The sequence below is a fragment of the Agrobacterium sp. GW821-FHT02D03 genome, assembly GCF_059421725.1.
Map to the genome: position 1 here is coordinate 1,964,979 of NZ_JBWKVN010000001.1, position 23,774 is coordinate 1,988,752.

A 23,774-nucleotide genomic window follows, 5' to 3' on the forward strand; every position below is an offset into this window, starting at 1 on the left:
CTCTCAGTGGTGATGACACAGGCTGTTAGTTCAGCGGCAGCGGTATGGATCCGGTTATGCCATCGGCTCCAAACAATTCGTCCGCGACCGCGGCGGCAATCCGTTCGGCCCCTGCTCTGGTGTAATGGCCTCTGTCGGCGATATAGGCCACACCGTCCAGGCCAAAGTAACAGCCACCCTTTGAAGTAGGATCACAGAAGAGCTGCTCCGGCAGCACCTTGCTGACGTTCTGAGGCAGACCCAAGTTCAGGAGCTGGTAGGCGCGACCGGTGTTCGCCTCGAAATCGGCTTTCGAAAACTCGAAGCTTGGCGCAGGGTCGCCCCGCAACATACGCGAGGCCATAAGGTCCACCACCGGCTTATCGAAACGCGGAGCCGGATACACGATCACCACCTGTTTTCCGGTCGCCTCCAGCCGCTGGACAGTCTCACGAAGATTGTCGGCAATCGACTGAAGCGGGATCGCTCCATTGGCGTATACCTCGCTGTCGATCTGCATATAGGGCGCGGTGAGGAAGCTGACCCACGAGGCTGACAGGATGACGGTTTCGACATTGCTGGCCGCCAGATAATCCAACGCGCGCCTGTTGAACTCTTCACAATTGGCAGCGCCTTCGTCTCTTGCAACAGAGACGCCAAGGATAGGGGCACAGAAGCCATGGGTTAGCTGCACCATACCGATGTTGCGGCGCTTGAACTCCTCCTGCAAGGCCGGAGAAATCGACGCGCCGATAGAATCGCCCCAGACGGCAATCGTCCGGCCGCTGCCGATATTGAACATGCATTCCATGCTGGGAAGAGCTGGAATGCCGTCTTCTCTTTGGAAGAGACAGTTGTCGTTCCAGGTGGTGCGATCGACGAATTCCCTGACATTGTTGGGCAGCCTGGAGGGCAGACCCTCTTTCACATCGCCCCAGGCGCCGAAACCAACCAGCCCGACAGCCAGTGCGCAGGCCGCCCATGCGAGTTTGGCAAAGCGTACCCGTTGGCCGCGAAATGGCTGTTCGACGAAATACCAACTCAGGGCCGAGAGCAGCAGAACAAGAGCGATCAATGCGCACATGACAATCGTCGATGGCGGCTCGGGGCTGCGGATGCGCCAGAACGCAAAGACGGGTTGATGCCAGAGATAGGCACCGAAGCTGATCCGACCGAGCCACACCAAAGGAGACAGGGCGAGGATACGTCCGACGACGCTGGTTTGCGAGGCAAACAGCAAAATCAGAGCTGTGCCTCCCGTGGGGAGCAGAGCCACCAGCGAGGGAATGTTGAGCGAAGGATCGAACAGAAAGATCGATAAAATCACGAGGAACAGGCCCGCTGCCGCCAGAACATCGTTCGTGCGCCGGTCTTTGCCAAAGACCTGGAATGCACAGATCGAGCCGAGAAGAATCTCCCAGACGCGGGTCGGCAACAGGTAGTAATTGGCGACGGGAAAAAAGCGCGAGCCGGCTTCGCTTAAAAGCAGGCTGCCCAAGGCAAGGGCGAGCACAATTGAGAAGATCGTCCTGATCTTCAGCCGGAACAGGAAGAGCAGCGGAAAAAGCAGATAGAACTGCTCCTCAAGACCAAGGCTCCATGTGTGGATCAGCGGGACTTCTGCCGTCTCGGGGGAGAAGTATCCGGTATTTCTCAGGAAGTAGATGTTGGAAAGTGAAAGCGTCGCCGCCATCAGGCTCTTGGAAAACTGCTCATAGGCGTCCGGCAGCAGCCACATCCAGGCAAAGGGTACGGTACAGAGGAGGACGAAGAATAGTGCAGGAAGAATGCGGCGCACGCGTCGCGCATAAAAACGGCCGATCGAAAAACGGCCCTCCGCATATTCGCGCAGAATCACCTTGGTAATCAGATAACCGCTGATGACAAAGAAGATATCGACACCGATGTAGCCGCCGTCAAAGGCTGCGAAACCCGCATGGGCAAAAATGACGGCCAGCAATCCCAAGGCGCGCAAACCGTCAATTTCGGGTCGATAGTTCATAAAAACCACATGTCACGTTGCGTATAGCTAGCCTTCGAGAAGCGGCGGTCACAGAGTCAGGCGCAGTTCCGAACCCCTGAAGCACCAGGGTGATCGGCAACGACGCATGGCTTTCTGAAAATGCCAGGGACAAAAGACCCGAACACGACGGTGAAGCTGTCGGATATACTATCAGATTAGATGTTTACGAGGTGTTTACCACGAGGCAATCTTATCCCGAACTGCTTAATGCGATATTGAATATTCTAGATATTTCCACTGAAGGATGAGCAATGGCTAAAAAGACGATCGATCACGCCTTCATGGCCCCTTCTCTCACCTCGGCGGCCAGCGATCCGACCCATGCGGGCGTGCTCTCCTTCATGCGTCGTCGCTACAGCAAGAACCTGGAGGGCGCTTCCACCGTGGTCTGGGGCATTCCTTTCGATGCTGCGACATCCAACCGCCCCGGCGCTCGTTTTGGACCTCAGGCGATCCGTCGCGCTTCAGCCATTTTCGACAACGATCCGCAATATCCCTTCGCACGTGATCTCTTCGAGTCCATGCCGACCATCGACTATGGAGACTGCCTGCTGGATTACGGCAATCATTGGCAGACACCGGAGACCATCGAACAGGAAGCACGCAAGATCATCGCAAACAGCGACTATCTGCTGACGCTGGGTGGCGACCACTTCATCACATGGCCGCTTTTAAAAGCGCATGTGGCCAAACACGGTCCTTTGGCGCTGGTGCAGTTCGACGCCCATCAGGATACGTGGTTCGATGATGGCAAGCGCATCGATCATGGCTCCTTCGTTGTTCGCGCCGTGCGTGATGGGTTGATTGACCCGGATCGTTCGATCCAGATCGGTATTCGCACGCATGCGCCCGAAGATTGCGGCATCAAGATCCTCTATGGCTACGAACTTGAGGATATGCGCGCCGCCGACATCGCCTCACTGATCGTCAGGCATACGGGTGGCCTGCCGACCTATCTGACCTTCGATATAGACTGCCTCGACCCGGCCTTTGCACCCGGTACCGGCACGCCCGTGGCTGGTGGGCCATCGAGCGCGAAAATCCTCTCGGTCCTACGCGGCCTAGGGCAACTCGATATTCGCGGTTCCGATGTGGTGGAGGTGGCGCCGCCCTATGATCATGCGGATATCACCGCCATTGCCGGGGCAACGGTTGCAATGTATATGCTTGGTCTGCGTGCCGAGCGGCTTGCAAGATCAACCTGAACCGCATCCCACGCGCTAACAAATCGAGTCTGAAAACTCCCACAACACATTGAAAATGTAAGGTTAAGGACATGGCAGCGAAAATCTTCATCGATGGCGAACACGGCACTACAGGCTTGCAGATCCGCACGCGCCTGGCCGACCGCCGCGATATCGAGCTGCTGTCGATTCCTGAAGCCGAGCGCCGCAATGCATCCATGCGCGAGGATATGCTGAACAGCGCCGATATCTCGATCCTCTGCCTGCCGGATGAAGCGTCCAAGGAAGCTGTTTCCATGGTATCCGGCAACAACAAGGTTCGGATCATCGACACCTCTACCGCTTTCCGTATCCACCCGGACTGGGCCTACGGCTTTGCCGAAATGGACAAGGATCAGGCGGAAAAGGTTCGCTCCGCCCGCTTCGTTGCCAATCCCGGCTGCTACCCCACCGGTGCCATCGCTCTCATCCGTCCCTTGCGTGCCGCAGGCATTCTGCAGGATGGCTATCCCGTCAGCGTCAACGCTGTCTCGGGTTATACCGGCGGCGGCAAGCAGATGATTGCGCAGATGGAAGACCAAAGCCGCGAGGATGCGATCAGTGCCAACAACTTCCTCTACGGCCTGACCCTGAAGCACAAGCACGTGCCGGAAATGAAGAGCCATGGGCTCCTGGATCGCGCACCGCTCTTTTCGCCATCGGTCGGTCGCTTCCCGCAGGGCATGATCGTTCAGGTTCCGCTGTTTGCCGCCAACCTCAAGGACGGCACGACTGTGGAAACGGTTCACGCCGCCCTTACGCAGCATTATGCCGGACAGAACATCGTCAAGGTCGTGCCTCTGGAGGAGAGCAAGTCGATCGCGCGTATCGATGCGGAAGAGCTTGCGAACCAGGATATCATGAAGCTCCACGTCTTTGGCAATGCAGAGCACATCAACCTCGTCGCGGTTCTCGATAATCTCGGCAAGGGCGCATCAGGTGCGGCCGTTCAAAACATGGAGCTGATGCTGTCTGCATGAGCGAGAGCGTGGTCACGTCCGACATTCCGGATGAGATCAAAAGGCGGTGGAGCATTTCCTCCGCCTTTTTTCTTGCCGATACGGCGAGCAGCATTGTCCACCGAGTTGGTTTGACAGATGGCTCCTCAGCGATCTTGAAGCGATTGAAGCCGCGGGGACTGGGCGAGCTTCCCGGTATGACCTTCCTGGAGTGGCGGCAGGGCCAAGGTGCCGTGCATCTCCTGCAGAAAGAGGGTACAGAATGCCTGCTGGAAGATGCGGGTGATCTGACGCTTCGCGCCTACCGTCTTCAACATGAGGAAGACGCCGCGAATGCAATCATCTGCGAGGTTCTCCAGAGACTTCACGCGCCAGGCGGAGCACCTCCCGGCGGGCTCACGACGTTGGACCAGCATTTCCGCTCTCTCTTTGCCCGGGCCGAGACGGAAAGCGATGAGCGCCTGCGTGAGCCTTTGCAGTACTGCGCCGAGATCGTTCGCGAATTGCTCGCTCATCAGCAGATGGTAAAGCCGCTGCATGGAGACCTGCACCACGACAACATCATCACGGGTGGCCCACGCGGCTGGCTGGCAATCGATCCTCAGGGGCTTGTCGGTGATCCCGCCTATGATGTCGCAAACATCTTCGGCAATCCGCTGAATGCCTTGCCGGATATCGTCGATCCGCAACGGATCAGACGGCTTTGTGCCATTTTTTCAAAAACGCTGGACTGCTCGCAAGAAAGAATTCTCCGCTATGCCATTGCGCATGCGGGGGCATCGATCTGCTGGTCCCTCGAGGATGATGGCAGCGTCCTCGATGAAAGCGAGAACGCTTTGGAGCGTCTCGCCTTCCTCACGGTTGCGCGCGGCCTATTAAACGATCTCAGTCCCTGACTTCGACGGATACGGGCGCAGGATATTCCCCGATGAAACCGCGCCAGTGGGCGATGGCGAAACCAAGGACGATCAGCGCCATGCCCTGATGGGCAAGCGCCACATGGATATCCACATGGGTGAGAAGCGTGGTGATGCCGAGGCACGCCTGCACACAGACCAGAACGAAGAACAGCACGGAACGTCTCGCATGTGGCGTGTTCGGCAATCTGCGGCAGAGGCTCACCATGTGCCAGAGTGTGGCGGCAAACAGCGTATAGGCACCCAGTCGGTGGACAAATTGGACCGTCTTCGGGTTCTCGAAGAGATTGATCCACCAGGGGTGCTGGATGAAGAGATCGCCCGGGATGAGTGAACCATCCATCAGCGGCCATGTGTTATAGGAGAGACCGGCATTGAGGCCAGCAACGAGCGCGCCGAGATAGATCTGGACGAGACAGAGCACCGCCAAAAGGGCCGCAAAGCGCCTGCCCTCGCGCTCATGCGATGCTTCTGGAGAATGGTAGGAAAGACCGCGCAATATCCACATGCAGCCGGCAAAAATCAGGCAGGCGATCGTCAGATGGGTCGCGAGCCGATACTGGGACACGTCCGTGCGGTTAACAAGGCCGGACGAGACCATCCACCAGCCGACGAAGCCCTGAAAACCTCCAAGCGCCAGAAGACCGACCAGTGGCAGGCGCAGGCGTTTCTCGATGCGCCCCGTCAGCCAGAAATAGGCAAGCGGCAGGGCAAAGATCAACCCGATGGCCCGCGCCAGCAGACGATGCGCCCATTCCCACCAGAAGATGGTCTTGAACTCGTCCAGCGACATGCCGCGATTGATTTCCTGATATTGCGGAATGCGCTTGTAGAGCTGGAATTCTTCTTCCCATTCGGCGACCGTCAAGGGCGGGATGGCGCCGTGGATCGGTTTCCATTCGGTGATCGACAGACCCGATTCGGTCAGGCGTGTTGCGCCGCCGACGAGGACGAGACAGAACAGCGTGAACAGCACGACGCGCAGCCAGATGCGCAGAAGCTTGCGGTTGCTCTCCTGCTTCTGCAAAGCCGTTTTCACCCGTTTTTCGACAGAGGCATCCGCCGTCGCCAGCGTATCGGATCGCATTCTTGACACTCCACAATTCCTAACATTGGTTTGCCTCAAGCGGCTGGGCAAAACAAGGGGTTAGCCTTTGCGGCATCGGGTCGCGGCAGATCCGCTTGCGAAAAGCGATACCGTTTTTGATGGGCGCTGCTATAGAGGAATCCCAGAAACACGTGACGGACGAGACATCAGCCATGCATCCCCGCCTTAGATCATTCATCGGCACTATCATCATCATTCTGCTGGTCGTGACCTATGCGGTTGTTGCCACGGCCTTCGCCTCGGCAACGCTCGCAAACTCGCCGTGGTGGGTTCACCTCGGCTATTTCGTGCTGTCCGGTCTTCTGTGGATCTTGCCTGCCATGCTGATCATCAAATGGATGGCCGGTCCGAAACGGCAGAAATAATTCGTTTCGCTGGAAGCGTGAAAAACGACGCGTTTCAGGCTGTCAGTGGCATGGCCTGGTCAGGCCCTCGCTGCCGATACCATCGTAATGATCTGGCTGTGTCCGCTCGCGCGGAACGCCGTCTCTGCCTCACGAAGCACCTCAGCATCACCATCTGGAACGGAAAGGACGATATCCGCATCGACATATTTCAGGATGCGCGAGATTTCAGCGGGATTGGCTGCGCCGAACTCAAGCAGCACAGTATCGTAACTTCCCGACAATGCACCGAGCACCATCACGAGCCGCTCGAGTACGCCGCTGACGCGGTGTCCCGAGCCCACGCCTTGCGGAACGATATGCGCCGTGGAGAGCCGGTCACGATGGATGGTTTCGCCGAAGGCTGCATCCCCCGTCAGGAGATCCATGATGCCCGGGAGCGATTCGTCCGACACCATCAGCCGCGAAGGAGCCCCCGTCGCGGTCATGTCCACAAGCACAACGGATCGCGCCAGCTCGGCAATCGCTCTTGCCAGCATGACGGTCGCTGTCGATCCATCCGCCCCACTGGGTGACGCAACAACCGCAACGGGCTTGGCGCCTGGCATGACGAGAAGATCCGCAACATAGGCTATCGGAAGCCCAGCTTCCGCAGAGGCGGGATCAAGATCATCCTGTGGTTCGGTCGCATTGTCGTTCGCGGTCATGGCGCCTTCATTTTCTCATCGCCGGCAGCTTTTGCTCGCACGGCCACCGTTCTTCCCTTCTAACCGCGTCGCAGTAACCCAAGCGTTAAACAGTCGATGCCACGCGGAACTTCCGACGGTCTTAAGGGAAATTCTTCCAAAAAAAGTTTTCTTTACCCGGAATTAACCATGACGAACGGATAACTGGGGTCAAGAAATGTTCCCGGAGCATGATTGCGAATGAATTTCGCCGTCCCACGTTTGATATCAGCTTTTGCCCTCGCCGCGACGATGACGCTTGGTGGCTGCGCTGCCTATCAACCCGCGCCCTCCGCCATCAATGCCGCTGCCCTACAGCCCTATCGTCTGGATAGCGGCGACAGGTTGCGCGTTACCGTTTTCGATCAAGCCGGCCTCACCAACACCTATACTGTCGACCAGGCGGGCTACATCGCCTTCCCGCTCGTTGGGCAAATTCCGGCACGCGGCCGAACGGCCAAGCAGGTTGAAGCAGCGCTCGCTGCCCAGCTCCGCAAAGGCTATCTGCGCAACCCCGATGTCAGCATCGAGGTCGATCGCTATCGTCCGATCTTCGTCATGGGTGAAGTGGGCAGACCGGGGCAGTATTCCTACGTCCCCGGGATGACGATCCAGAACGCCATTGCCATTGCGGGAGGCTTCACCTCACGCGCAAACCAGCGCGACGTCGATGTGACGCGTAAGCTCAACGCCGACGTCAACACCGGACGCGTGCTGATCTCAGCACCTGTGCTGGGGGGCGACACCATCTATGTGCGGGAACGTTTCTTTTGAGGAAACTGTGTCGTAGCGCTCCCTGGCTTCACCAAAGCTAAAGCCAGAAATTCAAGTTCAGCGGCAGAAGCGGCAGGCGCCGATCCGGCAGCCTAAGCCTCTGTCCATAGTTGCGGGTAAACTGGTATTGCGTATCCCGCCCCCATTACTGCTGTAGCCGCCTGATACTTCTTGGCAGCGCTTCAGTGACATCAAAAGTGTAAAGCGATTCCTTGCATGGCAGTCGTCAACGCTTCTTTTAGTATCTATGGCTTATCTGTATCTGAAAATGATGGCGGGATAAGTCTATGGGCGATCAAGAAAGAGACGGACGAAGCTCCGATCTCGATGCCGTGCGGTTGCAGCTCTCTCAGAAAGCGGCAGGCGACGGCAATAAGCCGACCCTCAATCCCCTCGCCCGGCAGGTCGCCAATCAACTTCGCGATACCAGCCACTCACCGAATATGGTGATCGGTCAGCTGCGCCTCTTCGAGTTCATCGGCCTTTCGATCATTGCGCTCGTCCTCAACGGCATGGAAATCTCCGGCAGCTGGCGCGTTCATCTGGCGCTTGTCGTCACCTGCCTCTTCAACGCAGGTTTCACCGCTCTTCTGCTTCAGCTGACCGATACCTACCAGCTCCCCTCACTGCGCCGCCCTCTAGCCATGGCCGCGCGCATCGTCGGTTCATACGTCACCGCATGCGCCGTGACAGCCGGCGCAATGTACATGTTGTTGAGGGAGGATGGCTACTCCTGGGCAGGCTTTGCCTGGTGGGTCGCCGCGGGATCAGTCTTTCTTCTTCTGGAACGATCGATCGTCGGGCTCGCTATCCGGCACTGGGGCCGCAACGGGGTCATGGAACGCCGCGCCGTCATCGTCGGCGGGGGTCAGGCAGCCAAAGATCTGATCCGCTCTCTGGAACGCCACGATAACGATATCCGTATCTGCGGTATTTTCGACGACCGCACCGGTAACCGCTCGCCCGATATCGTCGCAGGTTACCCGAAGCTCGGCACGTTCGGGGAACTGGTCGAGTTCGCGCGACTGACGAAACTCGATATGCTGATCATCGCGCTGCCCATTAGCGCCGAAGCGCGCATCATGGAGCTTCTTCGAACGCTTTGGGTGCTGCCCGTCGATATCCGCATTGCAGCCCATGCCAACAAGCTGCGTTTCAGACCCCGCTCCTATTCCCGCGATGGCGGCGTGCCGATGCTCGACGTCGTCGACAAGCCCATTCGGGACTGGGACGGCGTGGCGAAACGGATGTTCGACATTCTCTTCAGCGTCATCGCTCTGCTCCTGCTTTGGCCTGTGATGATCGGAGCCGCGATCGCGGTCAAATCAACGTCGAAAGGTCCAGTGTTCTTCAGGCAGAAGCGCCACGGCTTCAATAACGAGACCATCAACGTCTGGAAGTTCCGGTCGATGTATACCGAAATGAGCGATCCAAGCGCTGTCAAGGCAGTGACCAAAAATGACCCGCGCGTCACGCCCGTGGGACGTTTCCTACGCAAGTCCTCGCTGGACGAACTGCCTCAGTTTTTCAACGTGTTGGCGGGAGATCTGTCCCTCGTCGGTCCCCGGCCACACGCCGTCCATGCCCAGACAGGCGACCTGAAATATACCGAGGTCGTGGAACACTATTTCGCCCGTCACAAGGTCAAGCCAGGCGTTACCGGTTGGGCGCAGATCAACGGCTGGCGCGGGGAAATCGACAACAGCGACAAGATCAAGCAGCGCACCGCTTTCGATCTCTACTATATTGAAAACTGGTCTCTTTGGCTCGACCTCAAGATTCTTTTCCTGACACCGATCCGCCTGTTGAAGTCAGAAAACGCATACTGACGGACCCGTAGCCGATTACCACCTACCCGGTGGAACCGGGCAGGATTTTCCGCGTTGTTCAGCCGTACATCTTCATTTTCAGGGGAAATCCGAATGACGCGGTCTAACAATCTCTACTTCATCATCGGCGCGCTGGTCGTACTCGTCGCCGCTCTTGGCATCTATGTGTGGCACGAAGAGTCGAAGCCTAAGGGTATCGAAATGAACATCGGACCAAACGGCGTGTCCGTTCAGGAAAACTGATCGTCTTCGGGAGGGGCGCAGCACACTATTTTGCTGCGCTACCTCGCGCACATCGGCGCCTCATACACACTAGAGACGCCTGTCCTGTCAGGCCAAGCCCACGAAAGACAGGATCATGCCAACGACTACAACCAGACCGACAATATAGATAATGCTGTTCATTTCTCTCTCCATCTCTTTCGAAGCATCCCCAGCGACACCTCGTCTTGTTACGATGGACTAACACGTCGCCCCGCGTGAGCGTTCCATTAGAAAATTCAAAAATGAACGGTTCACTGGATTGATGGGTGAAGATAAAGAGCCGCGCCATCTCCATGCGACGATGGTCAAAGGGCTGATCCCAAGGTATTTCTCAGAAAAATCGAGGCTTGGGGAAAACCTCAAAAATGGTCGGAGCGACAGGACTTGAACCTGCGACCCCTTGACCCCCAGCGCGGAAGGCATGAAGCCGATTTACCCAACGATTACGCATAGTTCTCAGCCTCATCGGTTTGACGTGGGGGCAGAACTGGGGGCGTCTGTATCTTCACCATCGCCGCTGTCAACTCGTCGTCGTAGACATGAGCATATTTGACGGTGGTTTTGATGTCCGAGTGGTTGAGCGCTCGCTGCACGATCTTGAGGTTCCCGGTCTCGCGAAGCAACCGCGTTGCCATGTCGTGACGAAGATCATGGAAGCGAAAGTTCTGAACGCCTGAGCGAGCGCGGAGACGCCGCCATTGTGTTTTGGCACCCTCTGGCGTGATGGGATACCGCTGCCCCTTCACCTGCCCCTCAAGAGGACGTTTGCAAACGAAGGTGAAGACGAACTCTTGGTGATGGCCCCTGCACTGCTTTAAGATCGCCTCCACAGCCGGAGTGATCGGCGTGGACACCTCTTTTCCACCCTTCCCCACCGTGGTGATGCGCTTGGCGAAAATGTTGACGTTGCTCCACCGGATCAAGGTCTCGTTCCGCCTCAAGCCAGTGATGCGGGCGAACTCAAACCATGAAGCATAGTCGTCCCGAACCGCCCCATTCAACGCGACAGCTTCGTTGCTATCGAGAGAGCGCGTGTTCTCCTTCGGCTCCTTGAGCATCTGCTTCTTCCAGCGTGGCATCTTTGGGATTGCTGCTCCCCAGATGTCACGGGCTGCCAGCATGATAGACTTTAGCAAGATCACCGTCGAACGGTTCACCGTGGCGTTTGCAATCAATTGCACAGGCTTCCCGTCCTTGCGGACCTTCTTCCCATGCTTGGTGTCACTGCGACGGCGGGAGACCAGAGACGCCACTACATCATCCGTGATGGCATCCATGCGGATGGTCGGTGTGAGGTAGTCAAGAAGACGCTGGATGTCGGTGAACGTCGTTGCGGAGTTTTTATGATGCTGGCCTATCTCGGTCCAGTATCGTCCCGCTGCGATGTCCAAGGTCATTGGAGCGGTGCCGGTCTTGCGGGCATGCTTCACGTCCTCGGCAATCTGTTCTCGCCACTGCCGTTCGATTAGCTCTGCTTCTTTTTTGGTGGTGGCTTTTGTAGACTTGTGAACGCGATGACCGTGGAGTTCGAACTGGCAACGGTAATAGCGGGAGCCTTCGGGCTTGTAGACGGACATGGCTTCTTCTCACGGCGCTTGTTGTTGGTGATGAACTGTTCCAGCATGTAGTCGGTGAACCGGTACTGCTTGCGCTTCTCGGTCCCGACATTCACGTATCGGATGCGGCCATCTTCAACGTGCCGCATGAGCGTCTTGACGCTGATACCCAGCTTGGCCGCTGCCTCTACGGCGGTGAACATGGGTTCTTTTGGCAGTGGACGGTTCATCATCTTAGGAACTCCGCAAGCTCGCTCTCGGGGACACCCGTTAGGTCTAGTACGAAGTTGGGGTCTCGCCCCATCGTGAGTTGAAGCTCACGCGCGGCCAGCAAGGCATCAATCTTGTTGGCGAACGGGCCATCGTGCATGTCGGGTGTAGTGCCTGCGGCGATTGAATACAGGTGTACGTGCCGAAACACGGCGACGAATCTTCTGTCTGTCACTGGAAATCTCCTTCCGTTGCTCAAGCTACTTGGGTTTGTCGCTGTTCGTTCTGGATGGCCTTGAGGATTTGGACGATCTCGCTATTCATAGACCGGCCATTCCTCTCGGCACGCTCGTCGAGCCACTCCTTTAACGTGGAAGGTAGCCGAACACTCAGGGCAGATTTTTCTGTCATCGCTATACCTCATTGGTTCATATTTGGACCACTTTGGTTTAAATCCACAGCAGAACGCTGTCAACACCATTTTGGTTTAAAAGTGGACCATGTCAGAAGACACACAGATGAAGATCAGGCTCCCTGCGGCCTTGAAAGAACAAATCGAAGAGGCCGCGCGAGCGGGGAAACGATCTCTCAACGGAGAGATTGTCGCGCGCTTGGAGTTTTCGTTCGCAGCAGGAAGTGTTGTTCAAGAAACTGGATGGGACGTATCGCTCGGCCATGATACGCCAGAGTTCCGTTTGACCTATCAGCGTAGTCAAAGCTTGGAGAAGCGCGTTGCAGACCTTGAAGACCAGGTTGCATCCCTATCAAACATACTCTCTAAAAAGTAGCAGCAGAGCTGCTCATGTGAAGTGATTCACAAAGGGGGGAAGATGAAGTTTGTTACGCCTTCGACCGGATTAACCGCGTTTAACTGTCCGCATTGTGGGGTACTCACAACCCAATATTGGTACGGTGCGTTTGCAGAGAAATTGCCGAAAGATCAACTTCCGTATGTTGTCCGCCCTGATGATGACCGAGATTTTTCATTCAAAGACATTGAGAATGAAGGTACCCGAAAGCGGTTTCTAAAGCTGGTGGAAGACCTCAAACGACAGCGACCTTTTTTCTACAAAGGTGATCGAAGCCTCTATGACACGACCCACGTATACAATCTAAACTTCTCAATTTGCTATGAATGTTCGCAAATAACCGTCTGGATTTTTGATAGTATTGTCTATCCTCAAAAAGGAGACGCTCCCCCACCTAACCCCGACCTGCCGCCGGAAATTGAACAGGATTATCGAGAGGCAAGCTCGATACTACATTTGTCCCCGAGAGGGGCAGCAGCGTTAATTAGGTTGGCGATTCAAAAGCTCTGTGAACATCTGGGGCAACCCGGTCAGAACATAAATTCTGATATTAAGGCGTTGGTAGCTGCTGGTTTGGACGTCAGGATACAAAAGGCACTCGATGCCGTCAGAGTTATTGGAAACAGTGCTGTTCATCCCGGCAGCATGGATTTACGGGATGATAGAGCTACGGCGGAGAGCCTGTTTCGCCTTCTCAATCTAATAGCTGAAAAAATGATCTCTGAGCCCAAGCATGTCGATGAAGTCTACGCGGCTTTACCCCCCGGCGCTTTGGCTGCAATTGAAAAGCGAGATAAGCCGGAGAAGTAAAAATGGCGGCTACTGTTTTCAGGTCTCTCGTTGACTTCCCAAGTTCTCAGTAGGATGACAGCACCCCGTCTAAGCTGTTGCTTGACTGCCTCAAATCGAAGTGAAATTGATTGCAATTTTAAACGCAACCCAATTGCGTGTTGTGGAGGCTAGATGCCATCTTTCTTTGAGAAGCTGACGGGCAAAGAGGAGCCCGGTCCCGCGACGACTGACGAAACAGAGGAAGCGATCAGCAGCTTTAAGGCGCTTCTCGCGCTTGCGGATAGGTACTGTGGACCTATCGGAGTTGGGCAGGATTTATTCATAACTCTTTTCCAAGAGCAGTCTGACTGGGCATTCATTATTCAGATTGACGCGCTGAATGAAACAGCTTGTCGAGATATCATCTCCCGTAAACTTTCACTGGATGGCTTGAAAAAAGTCGGTGAAGATGAAATTTCGAACTTCGTATCGGCGTTGACTTACCAAGGGCGCACATCGGTCATAAAGCTGATGACAATGGCGGGAACGCCAGCACATCATCTGGATTTTGTGGAGACTGTTAGAACCGTTAGGAATGCTTTCGCGCACGACATAAGGTCCGTCAACCGCAGTCTACTGGACATCATTACTGAGAAAAAAGACAAGACGCGCATTCTGAAAATCCTGTCGTACGTTGAGGATTTCGATGAGGCTGTTTTGACCGAGAAATTCAAAGATGACCCCTCTCTGCTGCGCTTCGTGATCCTCCAACAGTGCATGACGTTTTTATATCTGATCCACATAAATCTCAGAGATCGAGAGGAAGGGGCCAAGTTGGCTGGGGAAGAGTAGCGGTCCAACGCCCCTTGCTTGTGCCTCAGCGCTTCCCCATTCCCGCAAACATACCGCCCGGGCGCGTTTGATTGATCGCCCATTCCGACATCTGTTGATCGATAGCCTTCGTGATCTCCCTCGCCATGGATTTGGAATGAGCTTCATCCTTCGCAGCGTCCCCGCTCGAGCCTGTCGTCTGGATGCTGATCTGCGGAGCGAATACCGCATGCATGCCGCCATTGGAACGGGATGAGGAGCTACTGACCACCCCGCCATCCGACAAGGCTGGAGCCTTACCGGAATTGATCGCCTCCAGTATTGGCCGGTGCTTGTCTGTGGCGCGGGCATTAACGACAAATTCCCCATCGCTGAGCATAGTTGGAATGCTGTCGGAACGGCTTGTGCCGGGACCACGGACATGACCGCCATCCGCCATATGCAGGAGCTGGGAACGCTTGACGATGCCGCCGTCAGCACGGAAGAGGAAGCTCAACAGCCCACCGAATAGACCGCCGCCCGAACCGCCATTCCCAAGCGGACCTTGCCCCAGCAGCGCTGCCTGCAACGCTACCTTGATGAGCTGAGCACCGAGTTGGGCAAGCGCCTGTTCTGCTGTTGTGGTGCCGGTCAGGATGCCCGTGAGAGCGTCCACGGCAGTGTTACCCAGCATCTGGGAAAACTCTGCCGCCTGTTCCTGCGTCTGTGCGAAACGGGTGGTGGCATGTTCGGCTTGGGCCATGCCCTGCGCAAGCTGCTGGATTTCCGCACGCTGCTGACTGTTGACGGTGATCCCCGTTCGCTGGGCCTGCGCAAGCATCTCTTGCTCGTAGCGGTAAGCGGCTGCGGCTTGGCCCGTCATCGTCAATGCCTGCTTCTCGGTCTGCTGGCCTTGCGTGAACTGCTGAGCGTCTTGGATGATGGATTTGTAGGCCTGCGACTGCTGCATGAGCGCATTGGTCTGTGTCTGGATTTCTTGCGAACGAGCCTGCCCCCGCGCTTCGGTGTCCTCGATATGCCAATTCTCATGCTTCATGGGGAATGACAGGCCATAGTTGCCCGCGTTCTGATGCACCCACTGACGCGCCGCATCGGACGCATAACCGAGATCGGCGGCATTCCCTTTGTTGTGCTGGCTATTACCGGGAGGTGCCACCCACTTACGAGCGGCTTCTGCGGAGCCGTACTTCTTGAGCGCTTCAAGCCATAGCTCTTGCTGTCGCTCCACGGAACGGAAGCCGCTGTTGATGGTCACGCTGCCCTTGAGGTTTTCGGGCATGGACGCCAGCATGGTGGCGAGTTTCTGCTGGAAGCTGGTTTGCATCCCCATGATGTGCTGAGGGTTCTTGCCCGATGCGAGAACGTTGGACAGGTATTTGGTCGGATCGTCGGTAGCGGATTTGACACCCACGGCTTTCAGCGCTGCCCCGCGAAGCTCATTGGCCTGATAGACCTCACCCATGGTGCGGGCCTTGAACAGAGCGGCGTTGTAAGCGGTATTGATGCGGGCCTGCGCATCGAGCTGGGCGAGGTTGTTGGCGAGGTCAGGGATTTCATTCTTGAGCGCTCGCACGGCTTCGGCAAAGCTGTTCAAGCCCTTTGCACCTGTCCCGGCTGCGGTACCCGTATTGTTCAGCGCGCCATACAGATTTGAGAGTTCCGGGGTGGTCTGCTTCGCATCCTGCCCAGCCTTATAGATGATATCCTTGTCGTACCCCTGCCGGTTGTCGAGAATGTCGCGGAGCTTCATGGCCTCGTTTGTGAGGCGCTCGATTTCCTGCTGGGACTGGTGAATATTCATGACATCGAACGGGGTGCCGCCACTGGTCTGCATTAAATCGGCAAGGTTCTGCTTTTCCGCCTGTAGCTTGGAATAGATGCCGGTCAGCGCCGATTGCACGTTGCGGGTCGATTGCTCATCGATCTTGTTGAACCTGTCCAGCAGATCGTCCATAGCACCCACGAGGCCAAGCACGGCCTGTTTCGTCCAGGTGGAAATTGTGGTTCCCAGCGCATTCCATTTCCGGTCCAGCTCATCGGCACGGGCAATGACCTCGTCGTCCATCACGGCACCGAAGTCATGGGCTTCCTTGATGAGCTTGCGGATACCGTCCGCTCCTCGATCGATAAGCTCCACGAAGCGCTCACCACCCGTGCCGCCAAACAGCTCATCGGCAATTCTGATCTGTGCAGCCTTGTCCAACTGCTGGAGTTTGCCGATGATCTCCACCAGCAGCGTGGAAGGGTCTTGAAGCTTTCGCTTGAGATCAGCAGCGCCATAACCCAGACGGGCAAACGCTTCCGCCGCGCTGCCCTGTCCCGTGATGATGAATTCGTCCGCTCGAAGGGACAGCTCTTTCATGCCGTCTGTCAGGGCGTCTATGGGAATGCGGTTCTGTTGGGCAACATATCCCAGCTCTTGAAACGCACGGGTGCTGAGACCTGCCCGCTTCGCCTCACTGCCGATGTTGGCGATGCCCTTGGTGATGTCACCGATACGGGATACGACACCTTGTAGCGCTCCAATGGACAGGCCCGTCACGATACCGGCCACGCCACCCTTCAAGCCTGCCAGCGCCACGTTGACGCCGTTCGATGCCTTGGACATAGTTTGCTCAAGGGTATCGGCGGAACGCTTCGCCTGCCGTTCGATGGCTTGAAAGTTCTGGCTGGAAGTGCGGTTCGCTCGCTGAAAATTCCGTTCGAAGTCGCGGATGCGAGCTTCCAAGGAAACGACGAGCTGTTCGGTATCTGTCGGCATGGGTTTCTCCTCAGAAGATCAGCAAGCCGTCGCTGCGTTCTTCGCTGTCATAGATTGAACGGGTGTCTTCGCCGGTGGAGGCACGGGCAACGGCCATCGCGGCGGCAACAGCACCATCAATGCGGTCGCGGGACTTGCCTTTGTGGAAACTCTTGTTGCCTGCCTTGTCGGTTTCAACGGCGATGTTATCGAAATTCCAGCGGAGGACCGGATGCCCGCCGTGACGCAAGCGCCCCGCGATGATGGCGCGCTCCAGCTCTTTGATGGCCGGTGCCATGGTAACCCAGCCCTGCCGCATCTCTATTGCCGGATAGCCGTCCTCCAGCAGGTTGTTGAGCATGTTGCGGGCAAGGTGCGGGTCGAATGCGATCTCACGGACTTGGAAGCGTTCGCATAGCTCCCGAATGGTGTCTTCCACGGCGCGGAAGTCCACGACATTGCCGGGGGTCGGTTCGATGTAACCGTCATCTGCCCATGTCGGATAAGGCACGTTGTCACGTTCGGCACGGCGATAGAGGTTATCGGCTGGGCAGAAATACCATGGATGCACGAAATAGCCGTCTTCACCGTCCCGCCACGCGGCCACGATCACGGTCAGGTCCGAATTGCTGGAGAGGTCCACCGCAAGCCAGCATGGTTCATGCTCCAGCTCATCAATATCGAAGGCGGCAGCCCCCTTGTCATAGACGGACATTTCTACAAATGGGTCGGAGGAATGTCCCAGCCAGACATTGAGGTGAAGCTGACGAAACGCTTCCCGGTCGGCAGGGCGTTGCGCTGCTTCGCGGGCAAGCTGGCGAAGTCCACCGATGTCAGGATAGCCATGGACAAGGCCGGGGTTCGCTGCCTTCCACACTTCCTCATCCTGCCAATCAGCTTCTGGCGAGGTCTCAAACAGGATCGGCAGCGTTGCAGGATCATGGATTTTCCCAGACGCCACGTCGCGGGCGTACTGCACCACCTCATGGCCGATATTTTCCTGTCCCCGGCCTGCCGTCGTGATGACGATGCAAAGGGAGTTCGGCACCTTCACAAGGCCTGTTCTGATCACGTCCCAGAGATCGCGCTTTTTATGCGCGTGGATTTCATCGACCAGCGCAAAGACCGGGGTGCGGCCATGCTGGGTTCCCGCATCATTCGAAAGGCTTTCGAGGAAAGAGCCATTTGGAAACGTCAGGCGGTTCTTGTATTCTTGCACCTTGATGGTGTTGCCAGCGTCAAAACGGCGGGTGCCTTGGCCCTTCCGCCATAGCTCCTCACTGCCTGCACGGATGATGCTTTCCGCCTCGGTGAAGGCAAGCTTTGCCTGTTTTCGGTCGGCAGCAGCGGTCAGGACTTCGCCACCGGGAACGGCTTCCGGTCCCATGGTGTGGAGAAGAGCAAGGGCAGCACCCAGCGATGTCTTGCGGTTGCCACGGGGCAGCAGAATGATGGCCTGTTTGATGATCCGTTGGCCGTTCTCGTCACAAGGTCCATAGATTTGGCGGACGATGCGTTCCTGCCAAGGATCAAGCTGAAATGCGCGATCCGGCAGACGAGACTTAGGGTGCTTGAGGCTGCGGAGGAAATCGACTGCACGCTGCCCGTATCCGAACGGGTCGGGAATGTCCGCGAACGGATTTGCAATCAATTTCATTTTCTTCTTTTTCAGGATGAGGGCCATGGTCAGACACCCACCGCCACGCAACGAAGCTCCAGCCCTTCGCGGCGTCTAAGCTCCTTGATCTCCTTCACGTCATAAGCTTGTCCCTGCTCGGTAATGCGATCTGCAACCTTGAGGCCAGCGCGGTGCCGGATGCGGAAGACCATGGCGGTCTCTCCGGTTGATCCAAACGAACGCATGAACTCTTCCGTGCTCTGCTGGACGATCTGAGCGCGAACGGTAGCGATCTCACTCCAGCCTTCGGTCTGGGTGCCGTAGTCATCCACTGTGATCGCGTGGCGTTCGATGGTGATGGTCCTGTCGAGCTTCCCGGCGCGCATCATGCCACCTCCGAAACGAGGGCGGTCAGGGAGATGATGCCATGCGAGTGGATGCCGTTCGGGTCGCGCATGAACCTGCTGGAGGTCACGCGAAGGTCAGCAACATGCAGGCCAGTGGCTGTCCATCTCGTGTCGGCAAGAGCTTCGCGGATTGCACCCGCTACCTGCTTCGAGAAGACGAGGCCGGTTTCCTTCTGCCAGATGTGAAGGTCCACAAATACCTCATGACGCATACGGGCGATGTCACCACCCGGAACGGTCTGGCCTTCACCCAGCAAGATGGAAGGGAATGCGGCGGGAATGCCGTTGCGGTCCACAATGTTCGCGGCAGGCACAAGGGCGGTCAGTGCCGAAGATTCGATGAGACGGACGCGGATGGCCTTCTGGAGTTCAAGCGACGGCTCCATTATCTCGCCTCCTTCACAGCCTTACGGATGGCGCGTTTGATGCGGTTTGCCATCTTCTTTTTCAGCAGTCGGTATGCAGGCCAGAAGTAAGGCTGAGCGGCGGCGGCGGCGGTTCCGTATTCCACCAGATGCGGATAGCGAACCTCGCTGTTCCCGACCGTCACCAGCACCTCGGTTTCCTTGGCTGTGCGCGAGCCTCCGGGCTGGCTGTATGGCGGGGTGGTTTCCCCCGGCAGGGTGACAGCAATGCTGTCCTGCAAAGCGCCACTGTCACGCGGTGCGAGAACGCGCTGCATCGTGGCAAGGTCTTGCCCAGACTTCGCCAGTGCCGGGGCCACGGCTGCTTTCACAGCGCGGGGAATGGCATCAAGACGGCGCTTCAATCGGTCGCTTTGCTGGCTCAAAACACATACTCCCGATACGGGGCGATGAGCTGCCAGACACCGAACGGAATTTCCTCAGCACTGATGCCCACGAGCGAGGCTTCCCGGTTCTCATAGAATTGGCCGACGAGCTGGAGAATGGCTTCCTTCACATCATCGGGGACGCCAGCAGAACCGGTAAAGCCCGATGCCAGGGTAAACCCCAGCAGCTTCTCCACATGCGCTTCAGCTGCATTGATCTTGGTCTGAATAAGCGCGTCGTCGGCATCATCCGTGATGTTCAGGTGCGCTTTTGCGGCAGTCAGTTGAACGATGCTCATGTGCGGTTCTCCGAATTTCGATGCAAATGGTGCGCGTGCCTGTCCTCGCCGGTCCCCTTGGCATTGTCGAAAGTCTGGCTATACCCCGGGGGGTTCGCTAATATGCGGATGGGTAAAAGGAGACGGGCATGGAATGGGGTCCTGAAGCGTGGGTTGCCACCTACGCAGCTATAGTTGCGACGTTTGCATTGGCGCTTGAGGTACGACGTTGGGTCGAGAGCGGGCCGAAAGTAGTCATGCGTGCCAATCCGGGTATGACGCTCGTAGGTCATGGCAGGGACGCGGAGACTGGTCTTCTTTTGGTAAATGCAGTCAATCGGGGTGATGCGCCGACGACGGTCACTCATTTCTGCCTGCTCGAATACCCCACACGCTGGGCGGCGTGGCGGCGCAAGCATCGGAAGTCCTTCGTTGTTCTTCGTCCACAGCTGAAAGGCTATCCCGAAGTAATTCCGAAGATGCTCGGGAGAGGAGAAGAGTGGACTGGTATCGCGAGGCCCGAAGGCGAAGTTGCCGATCTTATCGAAAAAGGAACTATGTGGGCGGCGATTTACACCACCGACCGAAACAAGCCATATTTGGCTCACATTCCGGCGAAGAAGAACTCTCCTCCGAAAGATGCTACGGAAATCTGATCTCATCTCGTCGCCTCCATAGTGTCAGCATGGGACGCTGGGGAGATGCGGGAGATGATCTGACGATTGCGTACTCTACGGAATGCCCTCACCATTCGTGACAGGACCGAAGCATTAAAGCGATGCTCCGCCTCTGCTCGGGCTATCACAGCTTCAAGGCTCCCCAGCCGATGCACCTTCAAGGCAAGTGTGCCCTTGGTCATGCCAAGCCGTTCCGCCCACTCCGCACGGGTCAACGTAACGCCATCAACCGTGTAGAGCTTGGCTTTAACGCCCGGCTTCCGTCTACTGAGGGGCGCAACGCTGGCACGTCTTGACTTCGGCTTTTGCTCAATCAGTGCTGGGGGTCTGCGCCTCGGCGGGGTAATGGGCTTGGGTGGCGTTACATACCAGAGCGGACGGCCAAGGTAAGCATTGATGGCTTCCCGCATCCTTGCCCTGCTATCTTCTACAAGAGCATGGGCGCGTTGCCGAATGGCCAAGCATTCCGCCGCGAACTCTTGCTGATCGATGAGGCGGGCATGTTCTGAGGGTGTCATGGTCATCTCCCTCGCTAAAACGACACGATGACGGCAGGCTCATCACCATCCGGCATCATGTAGACGTTTGTCCCAGCATCGAAGCCGCGTGGTGTCCCCGGAAGCCGGAAGGGCGCAAGCTCGTAATCAGGCACCGTGAAATAGGCCTCAGTCTCTACGGGAGGCTCCTCGTCGGCATAGTGGATGCGCAGACCACTAGGGTTCGATCTTGCCTGAATAGCCGTGGTGGCTGCCACGAGGGTCCACACTCCCGGTTCAAGGGTGATCAATTCCATTACCGCTTCTCCTGAGACTGCTTTGCGCTGTTGTGGTGGTGTGTGCAGAGGGACTGCCAATTGCTCTTGTCCCAGAAAAGCTTCATGTCCCCACGATGAGGAACGATGTGATCAACTATGTTGGCGGGTTGGCCGCACATGACGCATGTTGGGTGCTTGGCGAGGTAGCCTTTGCGAGCGGCTTCCCATTTGCTGTCATATCCACGCTCGCGGGAGCTGGGGCGCTTCTCATCAAACGCAGCCTTGCGCGCACGATCACGGGCAGCAATGTGCTGACAACGCGCCCCCGAAGTCAGGACGCATCCACAGGCGCGGATTGATGGGGCGCGGTATGGCATCAGAAACGGGTCTCCATGCCCACTGCCTTGATCAGCTTGGGCAGGATCGGATCACGATTTGGGAGGTGCGATGCGACCTTCCTTGGCCGCCACAAAAGCCGGGACGGCGTGCCGTTGACCACGGGCGCAAGCTGATAGCCAAGGGTCTGCATCAAGATTTCTATAGTCCCAATTTCCACTTGCGTCCGCCCGCTAAGAAACCGACGAATAGTTGACCGACTAATGCCAGATGCCGTGGCAAGGGAGCGCTGAGAGACACGTAATTTTCTGAGTTCCTCGCGAACGAAAGTGGGTAAATCGATCATGCTGCATCCTCCTTGATCGTCCCCACACCTGAAAAAATGGAGCGGAATTTCTCGTTGAGCGGTCGGGTGTCGGTCTTCTCAGGTTGACCGCTGCCAAAGATGGCTTTGAGCATTTCCAGCCTGCCCGCGTAGGCCAGCTGGATTTCTGCGGGGGTGGCATCGAGCGTGGTTTCCGGGGTCCATCCCAGCCAGCCTGTGCCGATGCGATAGAGGCCGGTCATGTAGTCCGCGAAGGGCTTGGCTTTGCCCGTGGACTTGCCAGTGCTTGCCGGTTCGTCAGGATCGATGCCCGTGCATTGCAGGACATAGGCCGTAAGGGCGGGCTGCAATCGTGCCAGCTCATCGAAGACGCGGTTTTCCAGAAACAGCATCTTCTCGGCGTGCGGTTCGATGATGGCAAGAACAGCGGTCAGACTGCCCTCTGAGATATCGCTGAGAAGCTGGCGAAACGATCCGGGACGGCGTTCCAATTGCATTGCATGACGAAGCGATGGCCGAAGCTCGATTTCCGTTTCCGCAATTGTCACGATGATGGGTTCCGCCAGCTTCATCTTGCGATCTCCTCTTACGTGGCCGAAGCCAAGACTTCGATGATCGCACCTGAAATGGCGAGGCTGAACGTCGTCTTCACGATGTTGTCCGCATCACCAAAGTTGTTCTTGCGGCTGGCGACGATGGCAGAGAAATAGAAGATAGAGTTCTTCGGGCTGGCACCGGCTGCGGGTTTGTCGTTCAGCTCAACCTTGAAGTTGTAGGAAAACGCGGTGCCTTCGGCGGCGATCAGTGCAGCGTAACCGGCATCAGCGCTGTCGCGGGCAACGACGAGTTCCATCGTGCCGTTGTCGCGGGAGCCTTTCAGCTTCTTGACGTAAGGCTGATCAACCATTTTGGCGGTGACGATCTCCGCCTCGCTGCCTGCTTCGCCAACGTCAAGTAGGTTAGTTACAAGTGTCCATGTGTCCCCCGCGTAGGCGGTGGCCGTGGTGAAGGAAGCCGTAGTACCGATGGATACCTTGGCCAATGCGGTTGTCGTGATACCCATCTGGGTTTCCTCTCAAATTTGGTGAATGGAAGGTGCGGGCAAGCGAGAAGTCTCATCTGCCCGCTGTTGGGTCAGGCCACAGGCCGTTTCAGGTTGTCGCCACGGATCACGACGGCAGAAGCTGCAATCGAAGTGCCGGAAGACAGGGTGAGTACGGGGCGGATGTAACGCTTGAAGCCCTTGTATCCGACCTTCACGGTCGATGCCGCCGGAAGGGCTGCCGGGAACGTGCCTTGAAGATCGGCAGCCGCCACATCGGTGAACGTGTTGCCGTCGTCGCTCTCTTGCAGCTTCGGCACCATGACGGCAGAGCCGGCTATTGCACCCGTGCTGATGACGATAGCAGCAGAGTTGCAGGGCAGCAGGTCAACGCTTGCCCCGTTGGTGGTGGCGGTAAGCACTGCCGGTGCGATGGCAGTGACAGCGCCGATGTTATTGACGAGATCGCGCATGGAAATAGTCTC

Annotated in this window: 30 protein-coding genes; 11 read left to right on the forward strand and 19 right to left on the reverse strand. The window is 57.0% G+C overall.

Annotation, left to right across the window (positions count from 1 at the left end; all coding sequences use genetic code 11):
- Positions 1-25 precede the first annotated feature (25 nt).
- A complete protein-coding gene (locus AC07U5_RS09245) occupies positions 26-1,981 on the reverse strand; it encodes an acyltransferase family protein (protein WP_494722823.1) in 1,956 nt (651 codons plus the stop codon).
- Positions 1,982-2,253: 272 nt separating this feature from the next.
- Here AC07U5_RS09245 and speB point away from each other — a divergent pair, with 272 nt between their 5' ends.
- The 3 genes from speB to AC07U5_RS09260 all read left to right on the forward strand — a co-directional run bounded on the left by speB (position 2,254) and on the right by AC07U5_RS09260 (position 5,080).
- Positions 2,254-3,207, forward strand: coding sequence for an agmatinase (speB, locus tag AC07U5_RS09250; RefSeq protein WP_494722824.1), 954 nt, complete (start codon positions 2,254-2,256; stop codon positions 3,205-3,207).
- 71 nt (positions 3,208-3,278) lie between these two features.
- Positions 3,279-4,205: an N-acetyl-gamma-glutamyl-phosphate reductase gene (gene argC, locus AC07U5_RS09255; RefSeq protein ID WP_494722825.1), complete on the forward strand. Its 927-nt coding sequence runs from the start codon at positions 3,279-3,281 to the stop codon at positions 4,203-4,205.
- Complete coding sequence (locus tag AC07U5_RS09260; RefSeq protein ID WP_313591468.1) at positions 4,202-5,080, forward strand: aminoglycoside phosphotransferase family protein; 879 nt, start codon at positions 4,202-4,204, stop codon at positions 5,078-5,080. Before argC ends, AC07U5_RS09260 begins: the two co-directional genes overlap by 4 nt.
- On the opposite strand, the gene AC07U5_RS09265 is transcribed toward AC07U5_RS09260, so the two are convergent.
- On the reverse strand, positions 5,070-6,188 hold the full coding sequence (locus AC07U5_RS09265; RefSeq protein ID WP_113272255.1) for a COX15/CtaA family protein: 1,119 nt from the start codon (positions 6,186-6,188) through the stop codon (positions 5,070-5,072). The genes AC07U5_RS09260 and AC07U5_RS09265 overlap by 11 nt on opposite strands.
- 173 nt (positions 6,189-6,361) lie before the next feature.
- Between AC07U5_RS09265 and AC07U5_RS09270 the strand changes: the two genes are divergently transcribed.
- The gene (locus AC07U5_RS09270) at positions 6,362-6,574 is read left to right on the forward strand and encodes a DUF2842 domain-containing protein (RefSeq protein ID WP_062426135.1); all 213 of its coding nucleotides are present in this window, start codon (positions 6,362-6,364) and stop codon (positions 6,572-6,574) included.
- A 59-nt stretch (positions 6,575-6,633) separates the two neighbouring features.
- On the opposite strand, the gene AC07U5_RS09275 is transcribed toward AC07U5_RS09270, so the two are convergent.
- Positions 6,634-7,260, reverse strand: a complete 627-nt coding sequence (locus AC07U5_RS09275) for a hypothetical protein (RefSeq protein ID WP_494722826.1) — start codon at positions 7,258-7,260, stop codon at positions 6,634-6,636.
- A gap of 219 nt (positions 7,261-7,479) precedes the next feature.
- Between AC07U5_RS09275 and AC07U5_RS09280 the strand changes: the two genes are divergently transcribed.
- From AC07U5_RS09280 to AC07U5_RS09290, 3 genes are all read left to right on the forward strand, one after another.
- Positions 7,480-8,052, forward strand: a complete 573-nt coding sequence (locus AC07U5_RS09280) for a polysaccharide biosynthesis/export family protein (RefSeq protein ID WP_494722827.1) — start codon at positions 7,480-7,482, stop codon at positions 8,050-8,052.
- Positions 8,053-8,339: 287 nt separating this feature from the next.
- A complete protein-coding gene (locus tag AC07U5_RS09285; protein WP_494722828.1) occupies positions 8,340-9,881 on the forward strand; it encodes an undecaprenyl-phosphate glucose phosphotransferase in 1,542 nt (513 codons plus the stop codon).
- Positions 9,882-9,974: 93 nt separating this feature from the next.
- Positions 9,975-10,124 (forward strand): hypothetical protein, encoded by a 150-nt coding sequence (locus AC07U5_RS09290; RefSeq protein WP_111847855.1) that lies wholly within the window; start codon positions 9,975-9,977, stop codon positions 10,122-10,124.
- 464 nt (positions 10,125-10,588) lie between these two features.
- Here AC07U5_RS09290 and AC07U5_RS09295 read toward each other — a convergent pair whose 3' ends face one another.
- From AC07U5_RS09295 to AC07U5_RS09305, 3 genes are all read right to left on the reverse strand, one after another.
- Positions 10,589-11,722: a tyrosine-type recombinase/integrase gene (locus AC07U5_RS09295; RefSeq protein ID WP_494722829.1), complete on the reverse strand. Its 1,134-nt coding sequence runs from the start codon at positions 11,720-11,722 to the stop codon at positions 10,589-10,591.
- Positions 11,611-11,934 (reverse strand): helix-turn-helix domain-containing protein, encoded by a 324-nt coding sequence (locus AC07U5_RS09300; RefSeq protein ID WP_494722830.1) that lies wholly within the window; start codon positions 11,932-11,934, stop codon positions 11,611-11,613. Before AC07U5_RS09300 ends, AC07U5_RS09295 begins: the two co-directional genes overlap by 112 nt.
- A gap of 232 nt (positions 11,935-12,166) precedes the next feature.
- The gene (locus AC07U5_RS09305; RefSeq protein WP_494722831.1) at positions 12,167-12,322 is read right to left on the reverse strand and encodes an Arc family DNA-binding protein; all 156 of its coding nucleotides are present in this window, start codon (positions 12,320-12,322) and stop codon (positions 12,167-12,169) included.
- Between the two features lie 89 nt (positions 12,323-12,411).
- Between AC07U5_RS09305 and AC07U5_RS09310 the strand changes: the two genes are divergently transcribed.
- From AC07U5_RS09310 to AC07U5_RS09320, 3 genes are all read left to right on the forward strand, one after another.
- Complete coding sequence (locus tag AC07U5_RS09310) at positions 12,412-12,699, forward strand: Arc family DNA-binding protein (RefSeq protein ID WP_494722832.1); 288 nt, start codon at positions 12,412-12,414, stop codon at positions 12,697-12,699.
- Between the two features lie 42 nt (positions 12,700-12,741).
- The gene (locus AC07U5_RS09315; RefSeq protein WP_494722833.1) at positions 12,742-13,530 is read left to right on the forward strand and encodes a DUF4145 domain-containing protein; all 789 of its coding nucleotides are present in this window, start codon (positions 12,742-12,744) and stop codon (positions 13,528-13,530) included.
- 153 nt (positions 13,531-13,683) lie between these two features.
- Positions 13,684-14,343, forward strand: coding sequence for a hypothetical protein (locus AC07U5_RS09320; protein WP_494722834.1), 660 nt, complete (start codon positions 13,684-13,686; stop codon positions 14,341-14,343).
- Positions 14,344-14,368: 25 nt separating this feature from the next.
- Here the strand turns inward: AC07U5_RS09320 and AC07U5_RS09325 are convergent, their stop codons facing one another.
- From AC07U5_RS09325 to AC07U5_RS09350, 6 genes are read right to left on the reverse strand one after another with little or no spacing between them, the layout of a single operon-like run.
- Positions 14,369-17,083, reverse strand: a complete 2,715-nt coding sequence (locus tag AC07U5_RS09325; protein ID WP_494722835.1) for a D-alanyl-D-alanine carboxypeptidase family protein — start codon at positions 17,081-17,083, stop codon at positions 14,369-14,371.
- A 10-nt stretch (positions 17,084-17,093) separates the two neighbouring features.
- Positions 17,094-18,719: a terminase large subunit gene (locus AC07U5_RS09330; protein ID WP_494722836.1), complete on the reverse strand. Its 1,626-nt coding sequence runs from the start codon at positions 18,717-18,719 to the stop codon at positions 17,094-17,096.
- A 29-nt stretch (positions 18,720-18,748) separates the two neighbouring features.
- Positions 18,749-19,069: a phage head closure protein gene (locus AC07U5_RS09335; protein WP_494722837.1), complete on the reverse strand. Its 321-nt coding sequence runs from the start codon at positions 19,067-19,069 to the stop codon at positions 18,749-18,751.
- Positions 19,066-19,473 (reverse strand): DUF3168 domain-containing protein, encoded by a 408-nt coding sequence (locus AC07U5_RS09340; RefSeq protein ID WP_494722838.1) that lies wholly within the window; start codon positions 19,471-19,473, stop codon positions 19,066-19,068. Before AC07U5_RS09340 ends, AC07U5_RS09335 begins: the two co-directional genes overlap by 4 nt.
- Positions 19,473-19,877: an HK97-gp10 family putative phage morphogenesis protein gene (locus AC07U5_RS09345; RefSeq protein ID WP_494722839.1), complete on the reverse strand. Its 405-nt coding sequence runs from the start codon at positions 19,875-19,877 to the stop codon at positions 19,473-19,475. Before AC07U5_RS09345 ends, AC07U5_RS09340 begins: the two co-directional genes overlap by 1 nt.
- The gene (locus tag AC07U5_RS09350) at positions 19,874-20,176 is read right to left on the reverse strand and encodes a head-tail connector protein (RefSeq protein ID WP_494722840.1); all 303 of its coding nucleotides are present in this window, start codon (positions 20,174-20,176) and stop codon (positions 19,874-19,876) included. The genes AC07U5_RS09345 and AC07U5_RS09350 overlap by 4 nt, the downstream gene beginning before the upstream one ends.
- A 128-nt stretch (positions 20,177-20,304) precedes the next feature.
- On the opposite strand from AC07U5_RS09350, the gene AC07U5_RS09355 reads away from it, so the two are divergent.
- On the forward strand, positions 20,305-20,811 hold the full coding sequence (locus tag AC07U5_RS09355) for a hypothetical protein (protein ID WP_494722841.1): 507 nt from the start codon (positions 20,305-20,307) through the stop codon (positions 20,809-20,811).
- A 2-nt stretch (positions 20,812-20,813) separates the two neighbouring features.
- Here AC07U5_RS09355 and AC07U5_RS09360 read toward each other — a convergent pair whose 3' ends face one another.
- The 7 genes from AC07U5_RS09360 to AC07U5_RS09390 form a co-directional block, all read right to left on the reverse strand.
- On the reverse strand, positions 20,814-21,350 hold the full coding sequence (locus tag AC07U5_RS09360; RefSeq protein WP_494722842.1) for a hypothetical protein: 537 nt from the start codon (positions 21,348-21,350) through the stop codon (positions 20,814-20,816).
- 14 nt (positions 21,351-21,364) lie between these two features.
- Positions 21,365-21,625: a hypothetical protein gene (locus tag AC07U5_RS09365; RefSeq protein WP_494722843.1), complete on the reverse strand. Its 261-nt coding sequence runs from the start codon at positions 21,623-21,625 to the stop codon at positions 21,365-21,367.
- On the reverse strand, positions 21,625-21,963 hold the full coding sequence (locus AC07U5_RS09370; protein ID WP_494722844.1) for an HNH endonuclease: 339 nt from the start codon (positions 21,961-21,963) through the stop codon (positions 21,625-21,627). Before AC07U5_RS09370 ends, AC07U5_RS09365 begins: the two co-directional genes overlap by 1 nt.
- Positions 21,963-22,268: a helix-turn-helix domain-containing protein gene (locus AC07U5_RS09375; RefSeq protein ID WP_494722845.1), complete on the reverse strand. Its 306-nt coding sequence runs from the start codon at positions 22,266-22,268 to the stop codon at positions 21,963-21,965. Before AC07U5_RS09375 ends, AC07U5_RS09370 begins: the two co-directional genes overlap by 1 nt.
- The gene (locus AC07U5_RS09380) at positions 22,265-22,819 is read right to left on the reverse strand and encodes a hypothetical protein (protein WP_494722846.1); all 555 of its coding nucleotides are present in this window, start codon (positions 22,817-22,819) and stop codon (positions 22,265-22,267) included. Before AC07U5_RS09380 ends, AC07U5_RS09375 begins: the two co-directional genes overlap by 4 nt.
- Before the next feature lie 14 nt (positions 22,820-22,833).
- A complete protein-coding gene (locus tag AC07U5_RS09385) occupies positions 22,834-23,310 on the reverse strand; it encodes a hypothetical protein (RefSeq protein ID WP_062437833.1) in 477 nt (158 codons plus the stop codon).
- A gap of 71 nt (positions 23,311-23,381) precedes the next feature.
- Positions 23,382-23,762 carry a hypothetical protein gene (locus AC07U5_RS09390; protein WP_494722847.1) on the reverse strand — a complete coding sequence of 127 codons (381 nt, stop codon included), beginning with the start codon at positions 23,760-23,762 and terminating at the stop codon, positions 23,382-23,384.
- Positions 23,763-23,774 lie beyond the last annotated feature (12 nt).

Coding starts and splice junctions, on each gene's coding strand:
- AC07U5_RS09305 (WP_494722831.1), bottom strand. CDS start 12,322: ATGACAGAAAAATCTGCCCTGAGTGTTCGGCTACCTTCCACGTTAAAG.
- AC07U5_RS09360 (WP_494722842.1), bottom strand. CDS start 21,350: ATGACACCCTCAGAACATGCCCGCCTCATCGATCAGCAAGAGTTCGCG.
- AC07U5_RS09280 (WP_494722827.1), top strand. CDS start 7,480: ATGAATTTCGCCGTCCCACGTTTGATATCAGCTTTTGCCCTCGCCGCG.
- AC07U5_RS09270 (WP_062426135.1), top strand. CDS start 6,362: ATGCATCCCCGCCTTAGATCATTCATCGGCACTATCATCATCATTCTG.
- AC07U5_RS09375 (WP_494722845.1), bottom strand. CDS start 22,268: ATGATCGATTTACCCACTTTCGTTCGCGAGGAACTCAGAAAATTACGT.
- AC07U5_RS09295 (WP_494722829.1), bottom strand. CDS start 11,722: ATGTCCGTCTACAAGCCCGAAGGCTCCCGCTATTACCGTTGCCAGTTC.
- AC07U5_RS09285 (WP_494722828.1), top strand. CDS start 8,340: ATGGGCGATCAAGAAAGAGACGGACGAAGCTCCGATCTCGATGCCGTG.
- AC07U5_RS09370 (WP_494722844.1), bottom strand. CDS start 21,963: ATGCCATACCGCGCCCCATCAATCCGCGCCTGTGGATGCGTCCTGACT.
- AC07U5_RS09245 (WP_494722823.1), bottom strand. CDS start 1,981: ATGAACTATCGACCCGAAATTGACGGTTTGCGCGCCTTGGGATTGCTG.
- AC07U5_RS09350 (WP_494722840.1), bottom strand. CDS start 20,176: ATGAGCATCGTTCAACTGACTGCCGCAAAAGCGCACCTGAACATCACG.
- AC07U5_RS09385 (WP_062437833.1), bottom strand. CDS start 23,310: ATGGGTATCACGACAACCGCATTGGCCAAGGTATCCATCGGTACTACG.
- speB (WP_494722824.1), top strand. CDS start 2,254: ATGGCTAAAAAGACGATCGATCACGCCTTCATGGCCCCTTCTCTCACC.
- AC07U5_RS09320 (WP_494722834.1), top strand. CDS start 13,684: ATGCCATCTTTCTTTGAGAAGCTGACGGGCAAAGAGGAGCCCGGTCCC.
- AC07U5_RS09310 (WP_494722832.1), top strand. CDS start 12,412: ATGTCAGAAGACACACAGATGAAGATCAGGCTCCCTGCGGCCTTGAAA.
- AC07U5_RS09340 (WP_494722838.1), bottom strand. CDS start 19,473: ATGGAGCCGTCGCTTGAACTCCAGAAGGCCATCCGCGTCCGTCTCATC.
- AC07U5_RS09335 (WP_494722837.1), bottom strand. CDS start 19,069: ATGATGCGCGCCGGGAAGCTCGACAGGACCATCACCATCGAACGCCAC.
- AC07U5_RS09330 (WP_494722836.1), bottom strand. CDS start 18,719: ATGAAATTGATTGCAAATCCGTTCGCGGACATTCCCGACCCGTTCGGA.
- AC07U5_RS09355 (WP_494722841.1), top strand. CDS start 20,305: ATGGAATGGGGTCCTGAAGCGTGGGTTGCCACCTACGCAGCTATAGTT.
- AC07U5_RS09290 (WP_111847855.1), top strand. CDS start 9,975: ATGACGCGGTCTAACAATCTCTACTTCATCATCGGCGCGCTGGTCGTA.
- AC07U5_RS09315 (WP_494722833.1), top strand. CDS start 12,742: ATGAAGTTTGTTACGCCTTCGACCGGATTAACCGCGTTTAACTGTCCG.
- AC07U5_RS09380 (WP_494722846.1), bottom strand. CDS start 22,819: ATGAAGCTGGCGGAACCCATCATCGTGACAATTGCGGAAACGGAAATC.
- AC07U5_RS09275 (WP_494722826.1), bottom strand. CDS start 7,260: ATGACCGCGAACGACAATGCGACCGAACCACAGGATGATCTTGATCCC.
- AC07U5_RS09365 (WP_494722843.1), bottom strand. CDS start 21,625: ATGGAATTGATCACCCTTGAACCGGGAGTGTGGACCCTCGTGGCAGCC.
- AC07U5_RS09325 (WP_494722835.1), bottom strand. CDS start 17,083: ATGCCGACAGATACCGAACAGCTCGTCGTTTCCTTGGAAGCTCGCATC.
- AC07U5_RS09300 (WP_494722830.1), bottom strand. CDS start 11,934: ATGATGAACCGTCCACTGCCAAAAGAACCCATGTTCACCGCCGTAGAG.
- AC07U5_RS09260 (WP_313591468.1), top strand. CDS start 4,202: ATGAGCGAGAGCGTGGTCACGTCCGACATTCCGGATGAGATCAAAAGG.
- argC (WP_494722825.1), top strand. CDS start 3,279: ATGGCAGCGAAAATCTTCATCGATGGCGAACACGGCACTACAGGCTTG.
- AC07U5_RS09265 (WP_113272255.1), bottom strand. CDS start 6,188: ATGCGATCCGATACGCTGGCGACGGCGGATGCCTCTGTCGAAAAACGG.
- AC07U5_RS09390 (WP_494722847.1), bottom strand. CDS start 23,762: ATGCGCGATCTCGTCAATAACATCGGCGCTGTCACTGCCATCGCACCG.